Origin of the sequence: Bordetella genomosp. 12 (assembly GCF_002261355.1) — a bacterium.
Lineage (GTDB): Bacteria > Pseudomonadota > Gammaproteobacteria > Burkholderiales > Burkholderiaceae_B > Bordetella.
The window spans coordinates 159,826-179,055 of record NZ_NEVU01000001.1 but is presented as its reverse complement, the minus strand read 5'-3'; the positions used below and the strand labels follow the sequence as shown (position 1 = coordinate 179,055).

The window sequence follows — 19,230 nt, the reverse complement described above, 5'->3', positions numbered from 1 at the left end:
AGAAGAGATGCAACAAGAAAGCTTCATGTCGCATCTGGTGGAACTGCGCTCGCGCCTGCTGAAGGCCGTCGGCGCGGTGGTGGTGGTGTTTCTGATCCTGTTCGCCTATCCCGGCGCCTCGACCATCTACGACATCCTGGCGCAGCCCATGCTGGCGTCCTTGCCCGAAGGCACGCGCATGATCGCCACCGGCGTGATCACGCCCTTCATGGTGCCGGTCAAGGTCACCATGATGGCCGCCTTCATCGTCTCGCTGCCCATCGTGCTCTATCAGGCCTGGGCCTTCGTCGCCCCCGGGCTGTACCGCCACGAGAAGCGCCTGGCGCTGCCGCTGATCGCCTCCAGCACGGTGCTCTTTCTGCTGGGCATGGCCTTCTGCTATTTCTTCGTGTTCCGCACGGTGTTTCATTTCATCGCCACCTTCGCGCCGCAATCGATTACGCCGGCGCCGGATATCGAGGCCTATCTGAGCTTCGTGATGACGATGTTCCTGGCCTTCGGCATCACGTTCGAAGTGCCCGTGGCGGTGGTGCTGCTGGTCAAGACGGGCATCGTCGATGTCGCCAAGCTGCGCCAGGCGCGCGGCTACGTCGTGGTGGGCGCCTTCGTGATCGCGGCCGTGGTCACGCCGCCGGATGTCGTGAGCCAGTTCATGCTGGCCGTGCCGCTTTGCCTGCTCTACGAGGTCGGCCTGATCTGCGCCCGCATGATCCGTCCGCGCGGCCAGTCCGAAGGCGGCGAACTCACCGAACGCCATTGAGGGCTGCGCCCCAACCGTGAAAACGCCAGGCAACGCCTGGCGTTTTGCATGCAGCGCGGGCCTGGCGCTTATTTGGGCCGGGTAGGGCGGGTGCCCATGACCACCTTGATATCCACCGTCTTGCCGTCGCGCAACACCTGCAGGGTGGCGTTCTGGCCCGGGGTGACGGCGGCGATCTGCGCCAGCAGGCCGGTCGTGCCATGCACGGCCTGGCCATCCAGCGATTGCACAATGTCGCCCACGCGCAGGCCGGCTTTGTCGGCCGGGCCGCCGCGCAGAATGCTGGCGATGATCACGCCGGAGGCGGCGCTGTCCAGATGGAAGGACCGCGCCAGTTCCGGCGTGAGATCCTGCGGCTCGATGCCCAGCCAGCCACGGCGCACCTTGCCGGTCTTGATGATCTCGTCCATGACGCGGCGCGCCGCATCGATGGGGATGGCAAATCCGATGCCCATGGAGCCGCCGGTCTCGGAATAGATCGCCGTATTGATGCCCACCAGATTGCCCTGCGTGTCGATGAGCGCGCCCCCGGAATTGCCGGGATTGATGGCTGCATCGGTCTGGATGAAGTTTTCGTAGATATTGATGCCCAGGCCATTACGCCCCAAGGCCGAAACGATGCCCTGCGTCGTGGTCTGGCCCACACCATAGGGGTTGCCGATGGCCAGCACCACATCGCCCACGCGCAGCCGCCGGCCTTCGGCATAGCTGGCCACGGGCAGCCGCTCCAGCTTGCCTTCCAGTTTGAGCACGGCCAGATCCGTCTCGGTGTCGGCGCCCACCACTTTGGCCGATGCCTGCCGCCCGTCGGCCAGGGCGACCTCGATCGCGTCGGCCGCATCCACCACGTGGAAATTCGTCAGCACATAGCCTTGCTCGCTCACGATCACGCCGGAGCCCAGGCTGTTGGTCGACTCACGCCGCGACAGCCCAGGCAGGCTGCCGACCAATTGCTGCAGGGCCGGATCGTTGGGCAACGGCACCACGGGCACATCGACATGCTTGGTCGTGTAGATATTGACCACGGCCGGCGCGGCATGCGCCACGGCGGGCGCATAGCTGTCCACCGTGGCCATGGGAACGGCCTGCGGGCTCGGGCCGCCCAGCCGCAGCCATTGCGGGCGCAGCGTGGTGACGGCGAATAGAATAGCCAGACAAACCGTGACGGTCTGGGCAAAGATCAGCCAGAGACGGCGCATATTTTCCACAGGACAGACAATGAAGAAGGTCGACATCCGCACGCTGACAGCCTGGCTGGATGCCACGCTGCAAGCATCGCGATTCAAGGACTACGCCCCCAACGGTTTACAGGTTGAAGGTAAATCCGACATAGCGCACATTATCACCGGCGTCACGGCATCCGAAGCCCTTTTGCGAGCGGCCATCGAACGCGGCGCCGACGCCGTGCTGGTGCATCACGGCTGGTTCTGGCGCAACGACGATCCGCGCGTGGTGGGCCAGCGCCGCCGGCGCCTGGCGCTGGTGCTGGCGCATGATCTGAACCTGATCGGCTACCACCTGCCGCTGGATGCGCATCCCACCCTGGGCAATAACGCCCAGTTGGCGCGCGTGCTGGGCCTGGAGCCCGCACGCGACGACGACGGCGTGCCGCTGATCTGTGGCAAAGACCAATTGATCTGGCTGGGCAGCGCGCCCGGGATAGCCACCCTGGGCGAACTGGCCGCAAGGATCGCCCAGCGCCTGGGCCGCACGCCGTTGTGCATCGGCGAGGCGCAGCAACCGGTGGGCCGCGTCGCATGGTGCACGGGCGGCGCCCAGGGCATGATGGCCGATGCCGTCGCCGCCGGCGCCACCGTCTACATCACCGGAGAAGCCTCCGAACCCAACGCGCATCTGGCGCGCGAATCCGGCGTGGGCTTCATCAGCGCAGGGCATCACGCCACCGAGCGCTACGGCGTGCAGGCATTGGGCCAGGCGGTGGCGGACGAGTTCGGCATCAAGGTCGAGTTCGTCGATATCGACAACCCCATCTGAGGCCGGCGCCGCCCGCCCTGCCGCGGCGCGCGACGAATGCGCGCCGAGGCAGTGTCTGCCTTACTGCTGCTTGAGCGAGTCGCGGATTTCGCGCAGCAGCACGACTTCTTCCGGCGTGGCGGGTGCGGCGACTTCCTTGGGCGTACGGGCGCGGTTAATGGCCTTGACCATCCAGAAGATGACAAAGGCCAGCAACACGAAGTTGATGAGAATGGTGAGGAAATTGCCCCAGGCCAGCACATTGGCGCCCGCCTTGGTCAAATCCGCATACGTCATGGGGCCCGTGTAGTCTTTGGGCATGGACAATACGAGGAACTTATTCGAGAAGTCCACCGATCCGCCAATGATGAAATTGATCACGGGCATGACCAAGTCTTTGACGATGGAATCGACGATCTTGCTGAACGCCGCACCGATGATGACGCCCACCGCGAGATCAATGGCGTTACCCTTGACGGCAAAGTCGCGGAACTCTTTGAGAAACCCTGTCGCTTTACTCATGCGTTTTCCCTTCCCTAATAACAACACACCACGATGGTGGGCTAGGACTATAATACGCGGTTGCTATGCTGTCTGTTACACCTTCCCGCTAAACGGATGACGCGAGACTGATCCTACGGCAGTCCTTGCGCACCAACAAGGATAGGAAATGAGTGAAGATACGCTGATGCAAGACGAGGAGGGGGCGGTCGATCCCAAGCTACCACCCGATCCTTCGCGACGATTCTGGGTCACCACCGCCTGTGCGGTGGGCGGCGTGGCCGGAGTAGCGACCGCCGTCCCCTTTGTAAGCACCTTTGCTCCCTCCGCCAAGGCCCGCGCCGCGGGCGCGCCTGTCGAGGTCGACATCGCGGACCTGGCGCCCGGCCAGATGCGCACGGTCGAATGGCGCGGCAAACCGGTGTGGATCATGCGCCGCACCGACGAGCAGCTCAAGGCCATCAAATCGCAAGACCCGCTGGTGGCCGACCCTGAGTCCAACCGGCCCGGCTTTACTCCCGCCTACGCCAAGAACGAGTACCGTTCACGCAAACCGGATCTGCTGGTCTGTGTCGGCATCTGCACGCATCTTGGGTGTTCTCCTACCCCGCACTTCGAAACCGGATCGGCAGCGGGCATGCCCGCCAACTGGCAGGGCGGCTTTCTCTGTCCCTGCCACGGTTCCACCTTCGATTTGGCCGGCAGGGTCTACAAGAACAAACCCGCCCCTGACAATCTCGAAGTACCACCGTATCAGTATTTGTCCGAAGGCCGCATCATTGTCGGCGTCGACGAAGACAACAAAGCCTGATCACCGCCCCATCCGGGAGGCAGAGGCCGGGTGTTGATCTGCAGCAAATACGCCACGTATAAGAGACAAGAGAAGGAGCCGTTAGATGGCTGGCGATAAAACCGTCGAGACGACAGGCCTGCTGGGCTGGCTGGACCGGCGCTTTCCGGTGACGTCCACCTGGAAAGCGCATCTGTCCGAATACTACGCACCCAAGAATTTCAACTTCTGGTATTTCTTCGGATCGCTGGCGCTGCTGGTGCTGGTCATCCAGATCGTGACCGGCATTTTCCTGGTCATGCATTACAAGCCGGACGCCGAGAAAGCCTTCCAGTCGGTCGAATACATCATGCGCGAAGTCCCCTGGGGCTGGCTGGTGCGCTACATGCACTCGACCGGGGCCTCGATGTTCTTCGTGGTGGTCTATCTGCACATGCTGCGCGGGCTGTTCTATGGTTCCTACCGCAAGCCGCGCGAACTGGTCTGGATCTTCGGCGTGGCCATCTTCCTGTGCCTGATGGCCGAAGCCTTCTTCGGCTACCTGCTGCCCTGGGGCCAGATGTCTTACTGGGGCGCGCAGGTGATCGTCAATCTGTTCTCGGCCATTCCGTTCATCGGCCCCGAACTGTCGATCTGGATACGCGGCGATTATGTGGTCTCCGACGCGACGCTCAATCGCTTTTTCGCCTTCCATGTGATCGCCATTCCGCTGGTGCTCATCGGCCTGGTGGCCGCGCATCTGGTGGCCCTGCACGAGGTCGGCTCCAACAATCCGGACGGCGTGGAAATCAAGGATGGCCCCAAGGACAAGTACGGCCGGCCTCTCGATGGCGTGCCCTTTCATCCGTTCTACACCGTGCACGACATCATGGGCGTGGCCGGCTTTCTGCTGGTGTTCGCGGCCATCGTGTTTTTCGCGCCGGAGATGGGCGGCTACTTCCTGGAGTACAACAACTTCCTGCCGGCCGACTCGCTGAAAACCCCGCCGCATATCGCCCCGGTGTGGTACTTCACGCCGTTTTATTCCATGCTGCGCGCCACGACGGATGAATTCACCTGGGTGCTGGCCGGCGCCGCCGTGCTCGGCGCGATCGCCTTGCTGCTAAAAAGCCGCATCAAAGGCGTCGCGCGGCTGGCCCTGCCGGTGCTGCTCATTGTCATCGCGGTGCTTCTGCGCACCATCGACGCCAAATTCTGGGGCGTCGTGGCCATGGGGGGCGCGGTGGTGATTCTGTTCTTCCTGCCCTGGCTGGACCATTCCCCGGTCAAGTCCATCCGCTACCGGCCCACCTGGCACAAGTGGTTCTACGGCATCTTCATCGTCAACTTCCTCGTGTTGGGCTATCTGGGCACCCAACCGCCCAGCGATGCCTTCAACCTCACGTCGCAGATCGGCACGCTGATCTATCTGGGCTTCTTTTTCCTGATGCCCATCTGGAGCCGTCTGGGCACATTCAAGCCGGTGCCCGACCGCGTGACCTTCCATCGCCACTGAGCCCCCACCAGGAAACGGAACGATCATGATCAACAAGCTGATGGGTGCCCTGGCATTGACGCTGTCGTGCACCGCCACCTATGCCGCCGAGGCCGGCTTTCCGCTCGACCGGGCGCCCAATCTGGTCAACGACCTGGCCTCGCTGCAAAACGGCGCCAAGCTGTTCGTCAATTACTGTCTGAACTGCCACAGCGCCAACGCCATGCGCTACAACAAGCTGCAGGAGATCGGCCTGACCGACAAGCAGATCCAGGACAGCCTGTTGTTCAGCGGCGAAAAGGTCGGCGACCTGATGAAAATCGCCATGACGCCCCAGGAAGGCAAGAAATGGTTCGGCACCGCGCCGCCCGACCTGTCGGTCATCGCGCGGGCCAAGTCCGTCAACGCCGGGCCCAGCGGTTCGGACTACATCTACACCTATCTGCGGACTTTCTACCGCGACACCGAGCGCGCCACGGGCTGGAACAATCTCGTTTTTCCCAACGCAGCCATGCCGCACGCCCTCTGGCAACGGCAGGGGCCGCGCGAACTGACCCTGGTGGCGATGCGGCCGGCGCAAGCCTCGGATGGCACGAAAAGCTGGGAACGGGTGACAACGTTGTATGATGCGCAAGGTTATTCCACGACAAAGGTGGAGCCCGTCGCCCATTTCAATGGCCATGCGGGACCGCCCGAGGCGAAGTTCAAGGCCCTGGATCCCTCGCGCGTGGCCGCTTACGACCGCGACGTCGCCGATCTGACTGCCTTTATGACCTGGATGGCCGAGCCCGTTCAACGCTTCCGTGTCCGCTTGGGCGTGGGAGTGATGATCTTTCTGGGCTTGTTCCTGGTGGTTGCCTGGCGCCTGAACGCCGCCTACTGGAAACACGTACGCTAACTGATAACGCCCCGCCGAACCGATCCGGCCCCTTTTGACCGGATCGTCTGCACAGATAGGACCACTCCCTGTCGTTGCCTGGCATTCGGGGCCAGCGCCTGCTATTTTAGAGGGCGCTGGCCTTTCGCTTTTCAATACAAGGACTTACCGCCATGATGGTGCTCTACTCCGGAACCACTTGCCCGTTTTCGCAACGCTGCCGCTTCGTGCTGTTCGAAAAAGGGATGGATTTCGAGATCCGCGACATCGACCTCTATAACAAGCCGGAAGACATCTCCGTCATGAATCCCTACGGCCAGGTGCCCATCCTGGTCGAGCGCGATCTCATCCTGTACGAATCGAACATCATCAACGAGTACATCGACGAGCGCTTCCCGCACCCGCAACTCATGCCGGCCGATCCGGTCATGCGTGCGCGCACCCGCCTGTTCCTCTTCAACTTCGAGAAAGAGCTGTTCATCCACGTCTCGACGCTGGAAGACCGCAGCGCCAAGCCCGATGACAAGAAGATGGTGCTGGCCCGCCAGGCCATCCGCGACCGTCTGGCCCAGCTCGCCCCCTTGCTGCTGAAGAACAAGTACATGCTGGGCGAAGAGTTCTCCATGCTGGACGTGGCCGTTGCGCCGCTGCTGTGGCGCCTGGATCACTACGGCATCGAACTGCCCAAGAATGCCGCCCCGCTGCAAAAGTACGCCGAGCGCATCTTCTCCCGTCCGGCTTACATCGAAGCGCTGACGCCGTCCGAAAAAGTCATGCGTCGCTAAGGCAAGTCATGGGTGAAACTTCGACCAAACCCTATCTGATCCGCGCCCTGCACGAATGGTGCACCGATAACGGCTACACGCCTTATCTCACCGTGCAGGTCGACGAGCACACGCTGGTGCCGATGGCCCATGTGCGCGACGGACAGATCACCCTGAACGTCGGCACGCTGGCGACCAACAAACTGCTTCTGGGCAACGAGTACATCGAATTCCAGGCGCGGTTTAGCGGCGTGACCGAAAACGTCTTGGTGCCGGTGGCCGCCGTCAGCGCGATCTATGCGCGCGAAACGGGCGCCGGCATGGGCTTTGAAGTCCAGCCTTATGAACCGCCCGTGCGCGAAGACGTGCCGGAAGAGGGCGAAGCCGCCACGGGCGGCGAAGCCCCCGAGGCGGCCGAAGAGGCCGGCGCCGATGCCAAGCGCCCCCATCTGACCATCGTGAAGTAAACCGGCAGCCAAACTTTGTTTACAATGCCGCTCCCGTGTCCCCAACACGGCAGCGCGCATGGCCGGTGTAGCTCAGTTGGTAGAGCAGCTCACTTGTAATGAGAAGGTCGAGGGTTCGATTCCTTTCACCGGCACCAAATACCCGTCTGCCGCCGTACACGGCAGGACACGAAACCCGCAGCAGCGAAGGCTCTGCGGGTTTTTTATCGCTTAACACCGCTGCGGGTGTCGACGGCCATCCCCGGGATCAGGGCCGCGCTTGATGCCATCGGCAACCGCCTTCAGGCGCTATCCTGGCAGTACATCCCCCTGCGATTGACCGATGCCCGAATCCACGCCTGCAAGCGCGCTTGAGCGCGCCGCCAGCCTGATCTCCGACGCCTATGCCATCGTGGTGGTCGCCGGCGCCGGCATGGGCATCGACTCGGGCCTGCCCGACTTTCGCGGCAGCCAGGGTTTCTGGAACGCCTATCCAGGCCTCAGATCACGAAAGCTGAAGTTCTACGACATCGCCTCTCCTTCCGCCTTCAAGACCGATCCTGGTCTCGCCTGGGGCTTCTACGGGCATCGTCTGGCCTTGTACCGCGCCACCACGCCGCATGAGGGCTTCGGCATCCTGCGCCGCTGGATCCAAGCCCGCCCCATGGGCGGCGCCGTCTTCACCAGCAACGTCGATGGCCATTTCCAGAAAGCCGGTTTCGACGCCCAGCTCGTGCTGGAATGCCACGGTTCGATCCACCATCTGCAATGCTTCGGGCAATGCCAGTCGGGCATCTGGTCGGCACAGGCCTTCCAGCCCGACGTCGACCTCGAGCACTGCTTGCTGCGCGGCCTCCCGCCCAGTTGTCCGTCCTGCGGCAGGCTTGCCCGGCCGAACATCCTGATGTTCGATGACGACGATTGGCTGTCACAACGCACAGACGAGCAATCCCGGCGGCTCGAACACTGGCTCAACCGCATCACACGCCCGCTGGTGATCGAGATCGGCGCGGGTACGGCCATCGCCACGGCGCGTGCGTTCACGCACCGCATGGCGTTCGAATGGAGCGCGCCGGTGATCCGCATCAATCCTGACGATACGGCCATCCATGGCAATCCCCGGCATGTTTGCTTGCCGATGACAGCGCTGCAAGCGCTGCGCGCCATAGACCGGTGCCTGAATTGACGCGGCCGCCTGCGGCACGGGCGAGCAAAGGGGCTTGCGGCTCGCCCGGTCCACGGCCGGGCGCCGCGGTCTCATCCTGCGTGACGCGCCGCCAACGCGGCCTCGATGGCCAGGCCTATGGCCAGCATCCTGCGGTCGGCACCATTGGAGCCGGCGATCATCAGCCCCACCGGCGCGCCGCCCGGCGCATGGCAGGGCAATGACAACGCGCAGCCATCGAGGAAATTGATAAAGGTGCAGTTGCGCAGCATGGTCAGGTTCATACGCGTGAAGGCGTCGTTGGAGGCCTCCAGCGGCGCGATGGCAGGCGCGACCTCCGCGACGGTGGGCAGAATGAGCGCATCGTAATGCGCGATGCGCGCATCCACGCCCGCCACCCAGGTCTCGCGCGCCTGCAGCAGATCGATGTAATCCGCCGCGCTCATATCTTTGCCGCGCAGGATGCGCGCGATCACACGCGGGTCGTAACGATCTCCCTTGCGCGCGAGCAGGCCGCGATGCCAGGCATAGGCCTCCGACGCGGTAAAGCCGCCCTTGGCGTTGATCTGTGCCAGCTCGGCGAACTCCGGCACCTCGATGCGTTCGATCAGCGCGCCGGCCGCCGACAGCGTCGACAGCGCCGCCTCGAAGGCCCGCCCCACGGTGTCGTCCAGCCCGTCGAGCGCGACCGTCACGGGCAAGGCCAGCCGCAAGCCGCGCAAGGGCGGGGCCTCGGCCGGGCGGGCGGTGTCATCGGCCAGAATGGCATCCAGTGTGGCGCAACAGGCCACGCTGGATGCCAGCGGGCCGATGGAATCCAGGCTGCTGGACAGCGGCAACGCCCCGGCCATGGAGACACGCCAGGCACTGGGCTTGAAGCCGGTCAGGCCGCACAGCGCGGCGGGAATGCGCACCGAGCCGCCAGTGTCCGAACCGATGGCGGCCAGGGCCATGCCGTCGGTCACCGAGACCGCCGCGCCCGATGACGAGCCGCCCGGAATGCGGCCCGTGGCCCGATCCCAGGGGTTGCGCGGCGTGCCGTAATGCGGGTTCAGGCCCAGGCCGGAGTAAGCGAACTCCGACATATTGGTTTTGCCGACGATGACCGCGCCGGCGGCGACCAGGCGGCGCACCACATCGGAGTCGGCCTCGGCGGCAGGTTCGCCCTCGCGCGCCACCGAGCCCGCCAGGGTGGTCTCGCCCCGCACGTCGAACAAATCCTTGATGCTGATGGGCAGGCCGTCGATGGGCGAGCGCTCGATACCCGCGGCACGCAAGGCGTCGGCCGCGCGCGCCTGCGCTCTGGCGGCTTCCGGATAAAGGCGCGTGAAGACCCGCCCGCCTTCGCCGGCAGCATCCTGCGCGCGCGCCAGCGCGGCCTCGGCCAATTCCAGCGCGCTGACGCGGCCCGAACGCAGGGCCTCCATGTGATCGTGCAAAGTGGGCAACATGACGGATATCCTCGGATGATTCAGCTGCGGGCACTCCGCGCGCCCCGGCCGTCTTCCCATGATAGCGCCGCGCTCCCTGCCTTCCTGCCAGACGCACGGCATGGGCGCGCCGCCAAGCGGTTTGCGAGGGCTTTTTTTTTGGTGCATAATTGCGCCCCTCTACCTCTTCCCCGATAGCTCAGTCGGTAGAGCGACGGACTGTTAATCCGCAGGTCGCTGGTTCGAGCCCAGCTCGGGGAGCCAAATTCCAAAGGCCCGCACATCTTTTGTGCGGGCCTTTTGCTTTGCCGGCCGTGGCGCTGCGGGGGAACCGTCTACAATGAAGCCGGGTCTATATCCGCACTGCCCACCGCCGCGCCTGCCTGCGGTCTTCTTCATGGGAAACGATATGGCTTCGGCATCCACCTCCTACGAAAACGCCTATTCCGAGCGCCGTTTCTGGCACAAGCTGGGCGGCCACGCCAAGGCCGGCGGCCGCCAGGTGCTCGAAAAAGCCCTCTGGCTGTACTTCGCGCTGCAAGATCCGGCCACGCCCAAATGGGCGCGGCGCGTCATCTACGGCGCGCTCGGCTATTTCATCCTGCCGCTGGATGCCATCCCGGATTTCGCGCCACTGGTGGGCTACACCGATGACCTGACCGTCATGACCGCCGCCCTGGCCACCGTGGCCTTCACCATCAATGACCAGGTCAAGGCGCAAGCGCGCCAACGCCTGGACAACTGGTTCGGCCCGGCCGGATGAGCCCGGCTCCCGGCGGCCTGACGGCCCAATGGCTCGCGGAGGCCCTGCGCCTGCGCGAAGAACACTGGGGTCCGCTCGACGACCGCGACGAAGCCCGCCGCGCCCGGCAAACCGAAGGCGACTTCTGCACCCGTGTCCTGGTGCGCGCCACGCTGCTGGCGCGGCGCGAAAACCTCGACGACGTGCTGACCCGCTGGCGCCAAGGCGCCGTCTTTGCCCTGCTGGTGCTGCTGGTCATCGTCCTGGCCTCGGGCGCGGGCGTGGCCTGGAGCGCACTGGGCGACGGCTCGCGCGCGGTCAATGTGCTGTGGGCGCTGGGGGCCTTGCTGGGCCTGCATGGGCTGATGTTTCTGCTCTGGCTGGCAAGCTTCATGCTGCCCGCCGCGCGCGCCTCGGGACTGGGGCGGCTGTGGCTGTGGATCACCCGGAAATTCGCGCGCGGCCCCGACAGCGCCCTCATTCCGCAAGCCTTGCTCAACCTGCTGGGGCGCGCCGGCGCGCTGCGCTGGCTGCTGGGCACGGTGAGCCATTTACTGTGGCTGGCCGCCTTGTGCGCGGCGCTCGGCACGCTCATCGTCATTCTGTCCACCGCCAGCTACCGCTTCATCTGGGCCACCACCTTGCTCTCGCCGGAAGCCTTCGTGCGCCTGACGGCCTGGGCTGGCTGGCTGCCGGCGCAGTTCGGCTTCGGCCTGCCCGATCCGGCCATCGTGCGCGCCAGCGATGGCCAGCAGGTGCTACCGGCCGCCGCGCAAGTGCAATGGTCGGTGTGGCTCATCGGCATGGTGGTCATCTGGGGCATCGTGCCGCGCCTGCTGGCGGCCTTGCTCTGCCTGACCATGAGCGCCCGCGCGCTGGCGCGGTTGCGCATCGACCCCAGCCTGCCTGGCTACGCGGCGCTGCGCGACCGGCTCACGCCGACGGCCCGCGCCAGCGGCGTGGACCGGCCGGCCGACCCGCTGCATACGCCCCGCATCAGCAATCGCAACGCCCTCGACGGCCGGCCGGTCTACGCCAGCCTGGAACTGCCCGCAGACCTGGCCCGGCCCGCGCCGGGCACCGAGGCGGTCTTCGATGCCGGCAATCTGGACACGCGCGAGCAACGCAATGCGCTTCTGGATGGCCTGGCCGCCCGCCCGGCCTCGCGCCTGCTGCTGGCCTGCGATGCCAGCCAGACGCCGGACCGCGGCTCGTTGGCGCTGATTGCCTCGCTCTCGGCCCATGCCGGCCAGACCCGCATCTGGCTGCTGGGCGAGGGCGAACGCCTGGCGCAATGGCGCGACCGCCTGCAGGCCGCGGGTCTGCCTGGCGCGGCCATTGTCTCTCAGCAGGATCCGGCGCTGCAATGGCTGGAGCGAGGTTCGGATGCGTGAGGCGCTGCGCATTGCCGTCGTCGGCCACAGCAACACCGGCAAAACCTCCTTGCTGCGTACCCTCACGCGCGATGCGGACTTTGGCGAGGTCGATGACGCGGCCGGCACCACACGCCATGTCCAGAGCGCGCTGCTGCGCGGCCATGGCGGCATCGAATGGTTCGACACGCCCGGCATGGAGGACAGCGTGGCCTTGCTGGAGTATCTGGACCATATCGCGCCCTTGTCAGAGCGCCTCGACGGCCCGGCGCGCATCCGGCGTTTTCTGGATTCGCCCGAGGCCCACGGCCGTTACGAGCAAGAAGCCCGCGTATTGAACAAGCTGCTGGAATGCGACGCGGGCCTGTACGTCATTGACGCGCGCGATCCGGTCCTGAGCAAACATCGCGACGAGCTGGCCCTGCTGGCCGCTTGCGCGCGCCCGCTGCTGCCGGTGCTCAACTTCGTGCATGCCCCGGGGCATCGGGCCGCGCAGTGGCGCGATGCCATGTCCCGTCTCGGCCTGCATGCCGTGCTGGAGTACGACACCGTCGCGCCGCCGCTGGACGGCGAACAGCAACTCTACGCCCGGCTGGCGGTCTTGCTGGACCGCCACGCCGATATGCTGGCGGAGTTGTCCGGCGCCTTGGGCCGCGAACGCGCCGCACGCCGCCAGGCGGCCTACCGGCTGGCGGCCGGCTTGCTGATCGATGCGGCCGCGCTGCATCTGCAAAGCCCGCCTCAAGCCCTGGCGCAGACACAAGCATTACTGCGCGACAAAATCCGGGGCAGGGAGCAGGCTTGCGTCAAAGCGCTGCTCACGCTCTATCACTTTCATCGCCACGACTACCGCGCCGATGCGCTGCCTCTGGAGAACGAACGCTTCGGCATGGACCTCTTTCATCCCCAGGCGCTCAAGGACATGGGCGTGCAACTGGGCGTCGGGGCCGCGGCGGGCGCCATGGCCGGGGCCGCCGTTGACCTGCTCTCGGCCGGCCTGAGCCTGGGCACGGGCATGCTGATCGGCGCGGCCGCGGGCGGGCTGTGGCAAGGCGTGGACCGGCTGGGCAAGCGCCTGTCGGGCAAATTGCGCGGCTACCGCGAATTGAGCGTGGATGACGGCGTACTGCGGTTGCTGGCCTTGCGCCAGCAGCAATTGATCGAAGCGCTCGAGCGGCGCGGGCATGCGGCCCGCGAGCCCATCGTTCTGCCCCAGGCGGCGCAGTGGCAAAGCGGGCCCTTGCCCGCCCCCCTCAAAGAAGCGCGCAGCCGGCCGGAGTGGTCGGCGCTGGCCGAGGGATATGTCGACGACGACCGGCGCAAACAGCAACTCGCCAGCCTGGCCGACACGCTGGCGCAGACCGCGCGCTAGATCCGGCGCCGCGGCAAGGCCTGGGCCGCTACCAGCGTCCCGAGGCGCCGCCTCCGCCGCTACTGCCGCCCCCGCCGCCGAAGCCTCCGCCCCCGCCGCCACCGCCGCCCCAGCCCCCTCCGCCGCCGAATCCGCCGCCGCCACCGCGGCCGCCACGGCTGGCCAGGGATTTCTTCAGACCGGTCACGCCCAGCAAAAAGCTCAAGCCGCCGACGATGACCGCGGCGATGCCGCCCATCAACAGACTGCCGCTCATGACGCCGGCAGCCACGCCGGCCACCGCGGCGCCCAGGATGGGCGGCGCGGCGATCAACAGCACCAACAGAAACAGCCCCACATCGAGCAGATCGCCCCACTCGAAACCGCTCGAGTGCGAACTCGAGCCGGAATCGGCGTTGGCCACCGGCGCGGGCAGGGCTTCGCCATCGATCAGCTTGACCAGGGAATCCACCCCCGCGTCGATACCCGCCGCGTAGTCGTCTTGCTTGAAATGCGGCACGACCTGCTCGCGGATGATGCGCGCCGCCATGGCGTCGGGCACGGCGCCTTCCAGGCCATACCCCACTTCGAAGCGCAGCGCGTGGTCGTTCTTGGCGACGACGAACAAAATGCCGTCATCGACCTTCTGCCGTCCGAGCTTCCATTTGTCGAACACCCGCGTGGCGAACTGCTCGACGGTATCCGGCCCCGTGGTGGGCACGATCAGCACCGCGACTTGCGCCCCCTTGCGCTGCTCCAGCGCCGCCAGCTTGCTCTCCAGCGCCGTCTGCTGCGCGGCATCGAGCGTGGCGGTCAGATCGGTGACCCGCTTGGTCAGCGTGGGCACGGCGACCTCCTTGGCCTGCTGCGCCTGCGCCGGCGCGGCCAGGCACAACAGGCTGGCCAGGACCCAGGCCAGCGCCGCCAGCCAGCGCTTACTGCTTGCCGGATTCATTGCTGAACTTCACTTCGGGCGGCTTGGAGATCGCGGCTTCGTTCTCGACACCGAAATTGGCCTTGGGCGCATAGCCGAAGATCTTGGCGGTGATCACGCCCGGGAACTGACGCACCAACACGTTGTAAGCCTGAACCGACTGCACATAGCGGCCACGCGCCACGGCGATGCGGTTCTCGGTCCCTTCGAGCTGGGCCTGCAGATCGCGGAACACGCCATCGGCCTTGAGCTGGGGATAGTTTTCCGAGACCGCGATCAGGCGCGACAGCGAAGAGGTCAGGGCGCTCTGCGCCTGCTGGAAGCGTTGCAGGGCCGCCGGATCTTCCAGTTGCTCGGCCGTGATCTGCACGCTGCCGACCTTGCTGCGCGCTTCGGTCACCTGCGTCAGCACCTCGCGCTCATGCGTCATGTAGGCATCGGCCACTTTGACCAACTGCGGTACGAGATCGGCGCGGCGCTGATATTGGTTCAGGACTTCCGACCACGCCGCCTTGACCTGCTCATCGGCGGCCTGCATGTTGTTGTAGCCACAACCGGAGAGCAGGACCGTCATCGACATCAACCAGGTCCAGGCCAGCAAGCGCATCTTTCTCATAGTGTTACCTCGCGGTGAGTTCATTCGGATTACAGCACCAATAGCGCATACAAATGTATCGGCGATTGTTACAGCTTAGTCCATCAGCAACGGACGCATCGGTTACACTCCCGTCCGGTGTGCATTGCCAATCAGCACACGTCACAAGGCGCTCTGCCGCCGGTTGGGCATCCGCCCCGCCTATTCTGTTTCCTCCTCGTTCGTCCGCCTGGATTGGAGTCTCTCAACTTGAGCGACAGGCTGCCGCTGGAGTTGTTTTTGACTACCTCTTCTTCTTTTGCCGACCTCGGGCTGGCTGATTCCCTTTTGCGTGCCATCGCCGAAACCGGCTATACCGCGCCCACCCCTATTCAGGCTCAGGCCATCCCGCAGGTGCTGCGTGGTGGCGATTTGCTGGCCGCTGCCCAGACGGGCACCGGCAAAACGGCCGGCTTCACGCTGCCGATTCTGCATCTGCTGTCGCAGACCAAGCCCGCCAAGCGCCAGGCTGGACGCCCGCGCTGCCTCATCCTCACCCCCACGCGCGAACTGACCGCGCAGGTGGCCGAATCCGTGCAGGTCTACGGCAAGCACACCAGCCTGACCTCGATGGTCATGTTCGGTGGCGTCAACATCAACCCCCAGATTTCGGCCCTGCGCAAGCCGGTCGACATCCTGGTGGCCACGCCGGGCCGGCTGCTGGATCATGCCGGCCAAAAGACGGTTGATCTGTCCGGCGTCGAAATCCTGGTGCTCGATGAAGCCGACCGCATGCTGGACATGGGCTTTATCCGCGACATCCGCAAGGTGCTGGCGCTGTTGCCCAAATCGCGTCAGAACCTGCTCTTTTCGGCCACGTTCTCCGATGAGATCCGCGAACTGGCGCGGGGCGTGCTCAACAATCCGGGCGAAGTGTCCGTCACGCCGCGCAACACTGCCACCGAACTGGTCACCCAGACGGTGCACATCGTCGACCAGGCGCACAAGCGCGATCTGGTCAGCCATCTGATCCGCGAAAGCGGCTGGCATCAGGTGCTGGTGTTCACCCGCACCAAGCATGGCGCCAACCGCCTGGCCGAAAAGCTCGTCAAAGACGGCCTGTCGGCAGCCGCCATCCATGGCAACAAGAGCCAGTCGGCCCGCACGCGCGCGCTGGCCGGCTTCAAGGACGGCAGCGTCGCCGTCCTGGTGGCCACCGATATCGCCGCACGCGGCCTGGACATCGATCAATTGCCCCAGGTGGTCAACTTCGAATTGCCCAACGTGCCCGAAGACTACGTGCACCGCATCGGCCGCACCGGCCGGGCCGGAGCCACCGGCGCGGCGGTCTCGCTGGTCGACAACAGCGAAATCAAGCTGCTCAAGGCCATCGAACGCCTGATCAAGAAAACCATCGAGCGCAAGACGGTCGAAGACTGGACGCCGCCGGTGGGCGTCGTGGCCGAAGCCGAGCCGCAAGACGACGAAGAGCGCGGTTTCGGCCGCCGCAACGGTCGCGGCGGCGGCAATGGCCGCAGCAATGGCAATGGCAACCGTGGTGGCGGCCGCAATCCGCGTCCGTCCGGCGAAGCCCGTGCGCCGCGCCCGGCCCGCAGCGCCGAAGCCCGGCCTGCCGCCGCCAAGCCCGCTGGCACCCAGCCGGCGGCGCCCCGGCAGGCCAAGCCGGCTGGCGCGCAACCGGCCCGCCGCCCCGAAGGCAGCCATCGCCCCGCCCGCGGCAATGGCCCTTCACGCGGTGTTTTGCTCGGCAAGTAAGCGCAGCTCGCAATCCGCAGGATCTCCCTCCATGATGCTCTCGACCTGGTTGACCTTTTTCCTCGCCTCCTGGGCGATTTCCTTCTCGCCCGGCGCCGGCGCCATCTCGGCCATGTCGTCGGGCCTGAAGTACGGATTCGCGCGCGGCTACTGGAATACCGCCGGTCTGATCATGGGGATCCTGTTCCAGTTCCTGGTCGTGGCGGTCGGCCTGGGCGCCGTGCTGGCGACCTCGGAACTGGCCTTCATGATCGTCAAATACCTGGGCGTGGGGTATCTGATCTATCTGGGCCTGCGCCAGATCCGCACCGACGCGGCCCCCGTGGCCGTGGACACCGGCGATCCTGGCAAGGCCTCGATCCGTGAACTCATCATGCGCGGATTTCTGATCAACACGATGAACCCCAAGGGCACGGTGTTCCTGCTCGCGGTGGTGCCGCAGTTCGTCGACCCGACCCAGCCGCTGACCGCGCAGTACGCCGCGCTGGCCGGCACCCTGGCCTTCACCGACCTGGTGGCCATGGGCTTCTATACCCTCCTGGCCGCCAAGGTGCTGCGCCTGTTGCGCAGTGCCCGGCATATCCGCTGGATGAACCGCGTCTTCGGTTCGCTCTTCATCATCGCAGGCGTTTTCCTGGCGACCTTCCGCCGTCACGCCTGATCGCGAGCGCCTCCCTCTCATCGCTATGAACATTCCTCAAGAAGTCGCGCGGCGACGCACCTTCGCCATCGTTTCCCACCCTGACGCCGGGAAAACCACGCTGACCGAAAAGCTCCTGCTGTTCGCAGGCGCGATTCAGATCGCCGGCAGCGTGAAGGCGCGCAAAGCGTCCCGCCACGCTTCCTCCGACTGGATGGAAATCGAGAAGCAGCGCGGCATCTCCGTGGCCTCTTCGGTCATGCAGATGGAGTATCGCGATTGCGTCATCAACCTGCTCGACACCCCGGGCCACCAGGACTTCTCCGAAGACACCTACCGGGTGCTCACGGCCGTCGACGCCGCGCTCATGGTGATCGACGCGGCCAACGGCGTCGAGCCGCAGACCATCCGTCTGCTGCAGGTCTGCCGCGCGCGCAATACCCCCATCATCACCTTCATCAACAAGATGGACCGCGAAGTCCGCGAGCCGCTCGAACTGCTCTCGGAGATCGAAGGGCACCTGGGCATGGACGCCGTTCCGTTCTCGTGGCCCGTCGGCATGGGCAAGTCCTTCGGCGGCGTGTTCGACATCCGCCGCGACCGCATGCGCCTGTTCCGCGCCGGCCAGGAGCGCCGCAGCGACGACGATGAATTCATCGAAGGCCTGAGCAACCCCGACATCTCGCAACGCTTCGGCCAGGCGTTCGCGCAGGCCAGCGGCGAGATCGAGCTGATCAACGAAGCGGCCCCCGCCTTCGACCATGCCGCCTTCCTGGCCGGCAAGCAGACCCCGGTGTTCTTCGGCTCGGCCATCAATAACTTCGGCGTGCAGGAAGTCCTCGACGCCCTGGTCGAGCTGGCGCCCCAACCCGGTTCACGCCAGGCCCTGGAGCGCGAGGTTCACCCCGAGGAGCCCAAGTTCACCGGCGTGGTGTTCAAGGTGCAGGCCAATATGGATCCGGCGCACCGCGACCGGGTGGCCTTCGTGCGCGTCAGCTCCGGCCGCTTCGAACGCGGCATGCGTCTGAAGGTCGTGCGCACCAACAAGGAAATGCGCCCCAACAACGTGGTGTCCTTCCTGTCGCAACGGCGTGAGCTGCTCGACGAAGCCTATGCGGGCGACGTCATCGGCATCCCCAACCACGGCGTGCTGCAACTCGGCGACGTGCTCACCGAGGGCGAAGCCCTGCATTTCACCGGGCTGCCCTTCTTTGCGCCCGAGCTGTTCCAGGCCGTCGAGGTCAAGGATCCGCTGCGCACCAAGCAGTTGCGCATCGGCCTGACCCAACTGGGCGAAGAAGGCGCAATTCAGGTGTTCCGCCCCGAGGTGGCCGGCGGCTCGCTGCTGCTGGGCGCGGTGGGCCAGCTGCAGTTCGAAGTCGTCGCCCATCGCCTGAAAACCGAGTACGGCGTCGAAGCCCGGATGATGCCGTCGCGCTATACGATGGCGCGCTGGATCACGTCCGACAATCCCAAAGCGCTGCGCAAGTTCATGGATGCCAATGCCGCCCATATCGCCTATGATGTGGTCGATGCTGCGGCTTTCTTGATCGGCTCGCCGGCGCAGTTGCGCGTCGCTGAAGAACTGTATCCGGATGTGAAATTCCACGCCATGCGCGAGCATGGTGGCAAGGTTTTTGGAGACAAAGCCTAAGCCCG

The 19,230-nt window shown here is 65.4% G+C and carries 19 protein-coding genes and 2 tRNA genes; 16 read left to right on the top strand and 5 right to left on the bottom strand.

Features of this window, described 5'->3' with window-relative positions:
• The first annotated feature begins 7 nt into the window (after nucleotides 1-7).
• A complete protein-coding gene (tatC, locus tag CAL22_RS00860) occupies nucleotides 8-760 on the top strand; it encodes a twin-arginine translocase subunit TatC (RefSeq protein ID WP_094809569.1) in 753 nt (250 codons plus the stop codon).
• A gap of 68 nt (nucleotides 761-828) precedes the next feature.
• On the opposite strand, the gene CAL22_RS00855 is transcribed toward tatC, so the two are convergent.
• Nucleotides 829-1,959, bottom strand: coding sequence for a S1C family serine protease (locus tag CAL22_RS00855; protein ID WP_094809567.1), 1,131 nt, complete (start codon nucleotides 1,957-1,959; stop codon nucleotides 829-831).
• Nucleotides 1,960-1,978: 19 nt separating this feature from the next.
• On the opposite strand from CAL22_RS00855, the gene CAL22_RS00850 reads away from it, so the two are divergent.
• Nucleotides 1,979-2,755 carry a Nif3-like dinuclear metal center hexameric protein gene (locus CAL22_RS00850; protein ID WP_094809565.1) on the top strand — a complete coding sequence of 259 codons (777 nt, stop codon included), beginning with the start codon at nucleotides 1,979-1,981 and terminating at the stop codon, nucleotides 2,753-2,755.
• A gap of 60 nt (nucleotides 2,756-2,815) precedes the next feature.
• Here the strand turns inward: CAL22_RS00850 and mscL are convergent, their stop codons facing one another.
• Nucleotides 2,816-3,256 carry a large conductance mechanosensitive channel protein MscL gene (mscL, locus tag CAL22_RS00845; RefSeq protein ID WP_094809563.1) on the bottom strand — a complete coding sequence of 147 codons (441 nt, stop codon included), beginning with the start codon at nucleotides 3,254-3,256 and terminating at the stop codon, nucleotides 2,816-2,818.
• Nucleotides 3,257-3,404: 148 nt separating this feature from the next.
• Here mscL and petA point away from each other — a divergent pair, with 148 nt between their 5' ends.
• From petA to CAL22_RS00810, 7 genes are all read left to right on the top strand, one after another.
• On the top strand, nucleotides 3,405-4,046 hold the full coding sequence (gene petA / locus CAL22_RS00840; RefSeq protein WP_094809561.1) for a ubiquinol-cytochrome c reductase iron-sulfur subunit: 642 nt from the start codon (nucleotides 3,405-3,407) through the stop codon (nucleotides 4,044-4,046).
• 85 nt (nucleotides 4,047-4,131) lie between these two features.
• On the top strand, nucleotides 4,132-5,520 hold the full coding sequence (locus CAL22_RS00835) for a cytochrome b (RefSeq protein WP_094809559.1): 1,389 nt from the start codon (nucleotides 4,132-4,134) through the stop codon (nucleotides 5,518-5,520).
• A 25-nt stretch (nucleotides 5,521-5,545) separates the two neighbouring features.
• A complete protein-coding gene (locus CAL22_RS00830) occupies nucleotides 5,546-6,397 on the top strand; it encodes a cytochrome c1 (protein WP_094809557.1) in 852 nt (283 codons plus the stop codon).
• Nucleotides 6,398-6,549: 152 nt separating this feature from the next.
• A complete protein-coding gene (locus tag CAL22_RS00825) occupies nucleotides 6,550-7,161 on the top strand; it encodes a glutathione S-transferase N-terminal domain-containing protein (RefSeq protein WP_005020329.1) in 612 nt (203 codons plus the stop codon).
• Between the two features lie 8 nt (nucleotides 7,162-7,169).
• Nucleotides 7,170-7,607: a ClpXP protease specificity-enhancing factor gene (locus tag CAL22_RS00820; protein WP_094809555.1), complete on the top strand. Its 438-nt coding sequence runs from the start codon at nucleotides 7,170-7,172 to the stop codon at nucleotides 7,605-7,607.
• A gap of 61 nt (nucleotides 7,608-7,668) precedes the next feature.
• Nucleotides 7,669-7,744 (top strand) — tRNA-Thr (locus CAL22_RS00815).
• A gap of 185 nt (nucleotides 7,745-7,929) precedes the next feature.
• A complete protein-coding gene (locus CAL22_RS00810) occupies nucleotides 7,930-8,772 on the top strand; it encodes an SIR2 family NAD-dependent protein deacylase (RefSeq protein WP_094809553.1) in 843 nt (280 codons plus the stop codon).
• Between the two features lie 71 nt (nucleotides 8,773-8,843).
• On the opposite strand, the gene CAL22_RS00805 is transcribed toward CAL22_RS00810, so the two are convergent.
• Entirely contained in the window at nucleotides 8,844-10,202 is a 1,359-nt protein-coding gene (locus CAL22_RS00805) for an amidase (RefSeq protein ID WP_094809551.1), read from the bottom strand.
• 167 nt (nucleotides 10,203-10,369) lie between these two features.
• Here CAL22_RS00805 and CAL22_RS00800 point away from each other — a divergent pair.
• From CAL22_RS00800 to CAL22_RS00785, 4 genes are all read left to right on the top strand, one after another.
• A tRNA-Asn gene (locus tag CAL22_RS00800) sits at nucleotides 10,370-10,445 on the top strand.
• 145 nt (nucleotides 10,446-10,590) lie between these two features.
• The gene (locus CAL22_RS00795) at nucleotides 10,591-10,944 is read left to right on the top strand and encodes a YkvA family protein (RefSeq protein WP_094809549.1); all 354 of its coding nucleotides are present in this window, start codon (nucleotides 10,591-10,593) and stop codon (nucleotides 10,942-10,944) included.
• Nucleotides 10,941-12,317, top strand: coding sequence for a DUF2868 domain-containing protein (locus CAL22_RS00790; RefSeq protein WP_094809547.1), 1,377 nt, complete (start codon nucleotides 10,941-10,943; stop codon nucleotides 12,315-12,317). Before CAL22_RS00795 ends, CAL22_RS00790 begins: the two co-directional genes overlap by 4 nt.
• Nucleotides 12,310-13,668, top strand: a complete 1,359-nt coding sequence (locus tag CAL22_RS00785) for a GTPase/DUF3482 domain-containing protein (RefSeq protein WP_094809545.1) — start codon at nucleotides 12,310-12,312, stop codon at nucleotides 13,666-13,668. Before CAL22_RS00790 ends, CAL22_RS00785 begins: the two co-directional genes overlap by 8 nt.
• 28 nt (nucleotides 13,669-13,696) lie before the next feature.
• Here the strand turns inward: CAL22_RS00785 and CAL22_RS00780 are convergent, their stop codons facing one another.
• Together CAL22_RS00780 and CAL22_RS00775 are read right to left on the bottom strand one after the other, a co-directional pair.
• Nucleotides 13,697-14,602, bottom strand: coding sequence for a TPM domain-containing protein (locus tag CAL22_RS00780; protein WP_094809543.1), 906 nt, complete (start codon nucleotides 14,600-14,602; stop codon nucleotides 13,697-13,699).
• On the bottom strand, nucleotides 14,583-15,188 hold the full coding sequence (locus CAL22_RS00775) for a LemA family protein (RefSeq protein WP_094809541.1): 606 nt from the start codon (nucleotides 15,186-15,188) through the stop codon (nucleotides 14,583-14,585). The genes CAL22_RS00780 and CAL22_RS00775 overlap by 20 nt, the downstream gene beginning before the upstream one ends.
• Before the next feature lie 267 nt (nucleotides 15,189-15,455).
• Between CAL22_RS00775 and CAL22_RS00770 the strand changes: the two genes are divergently transcribed.
• From CAL22_RS00770 to CAL22_RS00760, 3 genes are read left to right on the top strand one after another with little or no spacing between them, the layout of a single operon-like run.
• On the top strand, nucleotides 15,456-16,931 hold the full coding sequence (locus tag CAL22_RS00770) for a DEAD/DEAH box helicase (protein ID WP_208621833.1): 1,476 nt from the start codon (nucleotides 15,456-15,458) through the stop codon (nucleotides 16,929-16,931).
• Between the two features lie 31 nt (nucleotides 16,932-16,962).
• Nucleotides 16,963-17,592: a LysE family translocator gene (locus tag CAL22_RS00765; protein ID WP_094809539.1), complete on the top strand. Its 630-nt coding sequence runs from the start codon at nucleotides 16,963-16,965 to the stop codon at nucleotides 17,590-17,592.
• 25 nt (nucleotides 17,593-17,617) lie between these two features.
• Complete coding sequence (locus CAL22_RS00760; protein ID WP_094809537.1) at nucleotides 17,618-19,225, top strand: peptide chain release factor 3; 1,608 nt, start codon at nucleotides 17,618-17,620, stop codon at nucleotides 19,223-19,225.
• Nucleotides 19,226-19,230: the final 5 nt, after the last annotated feature.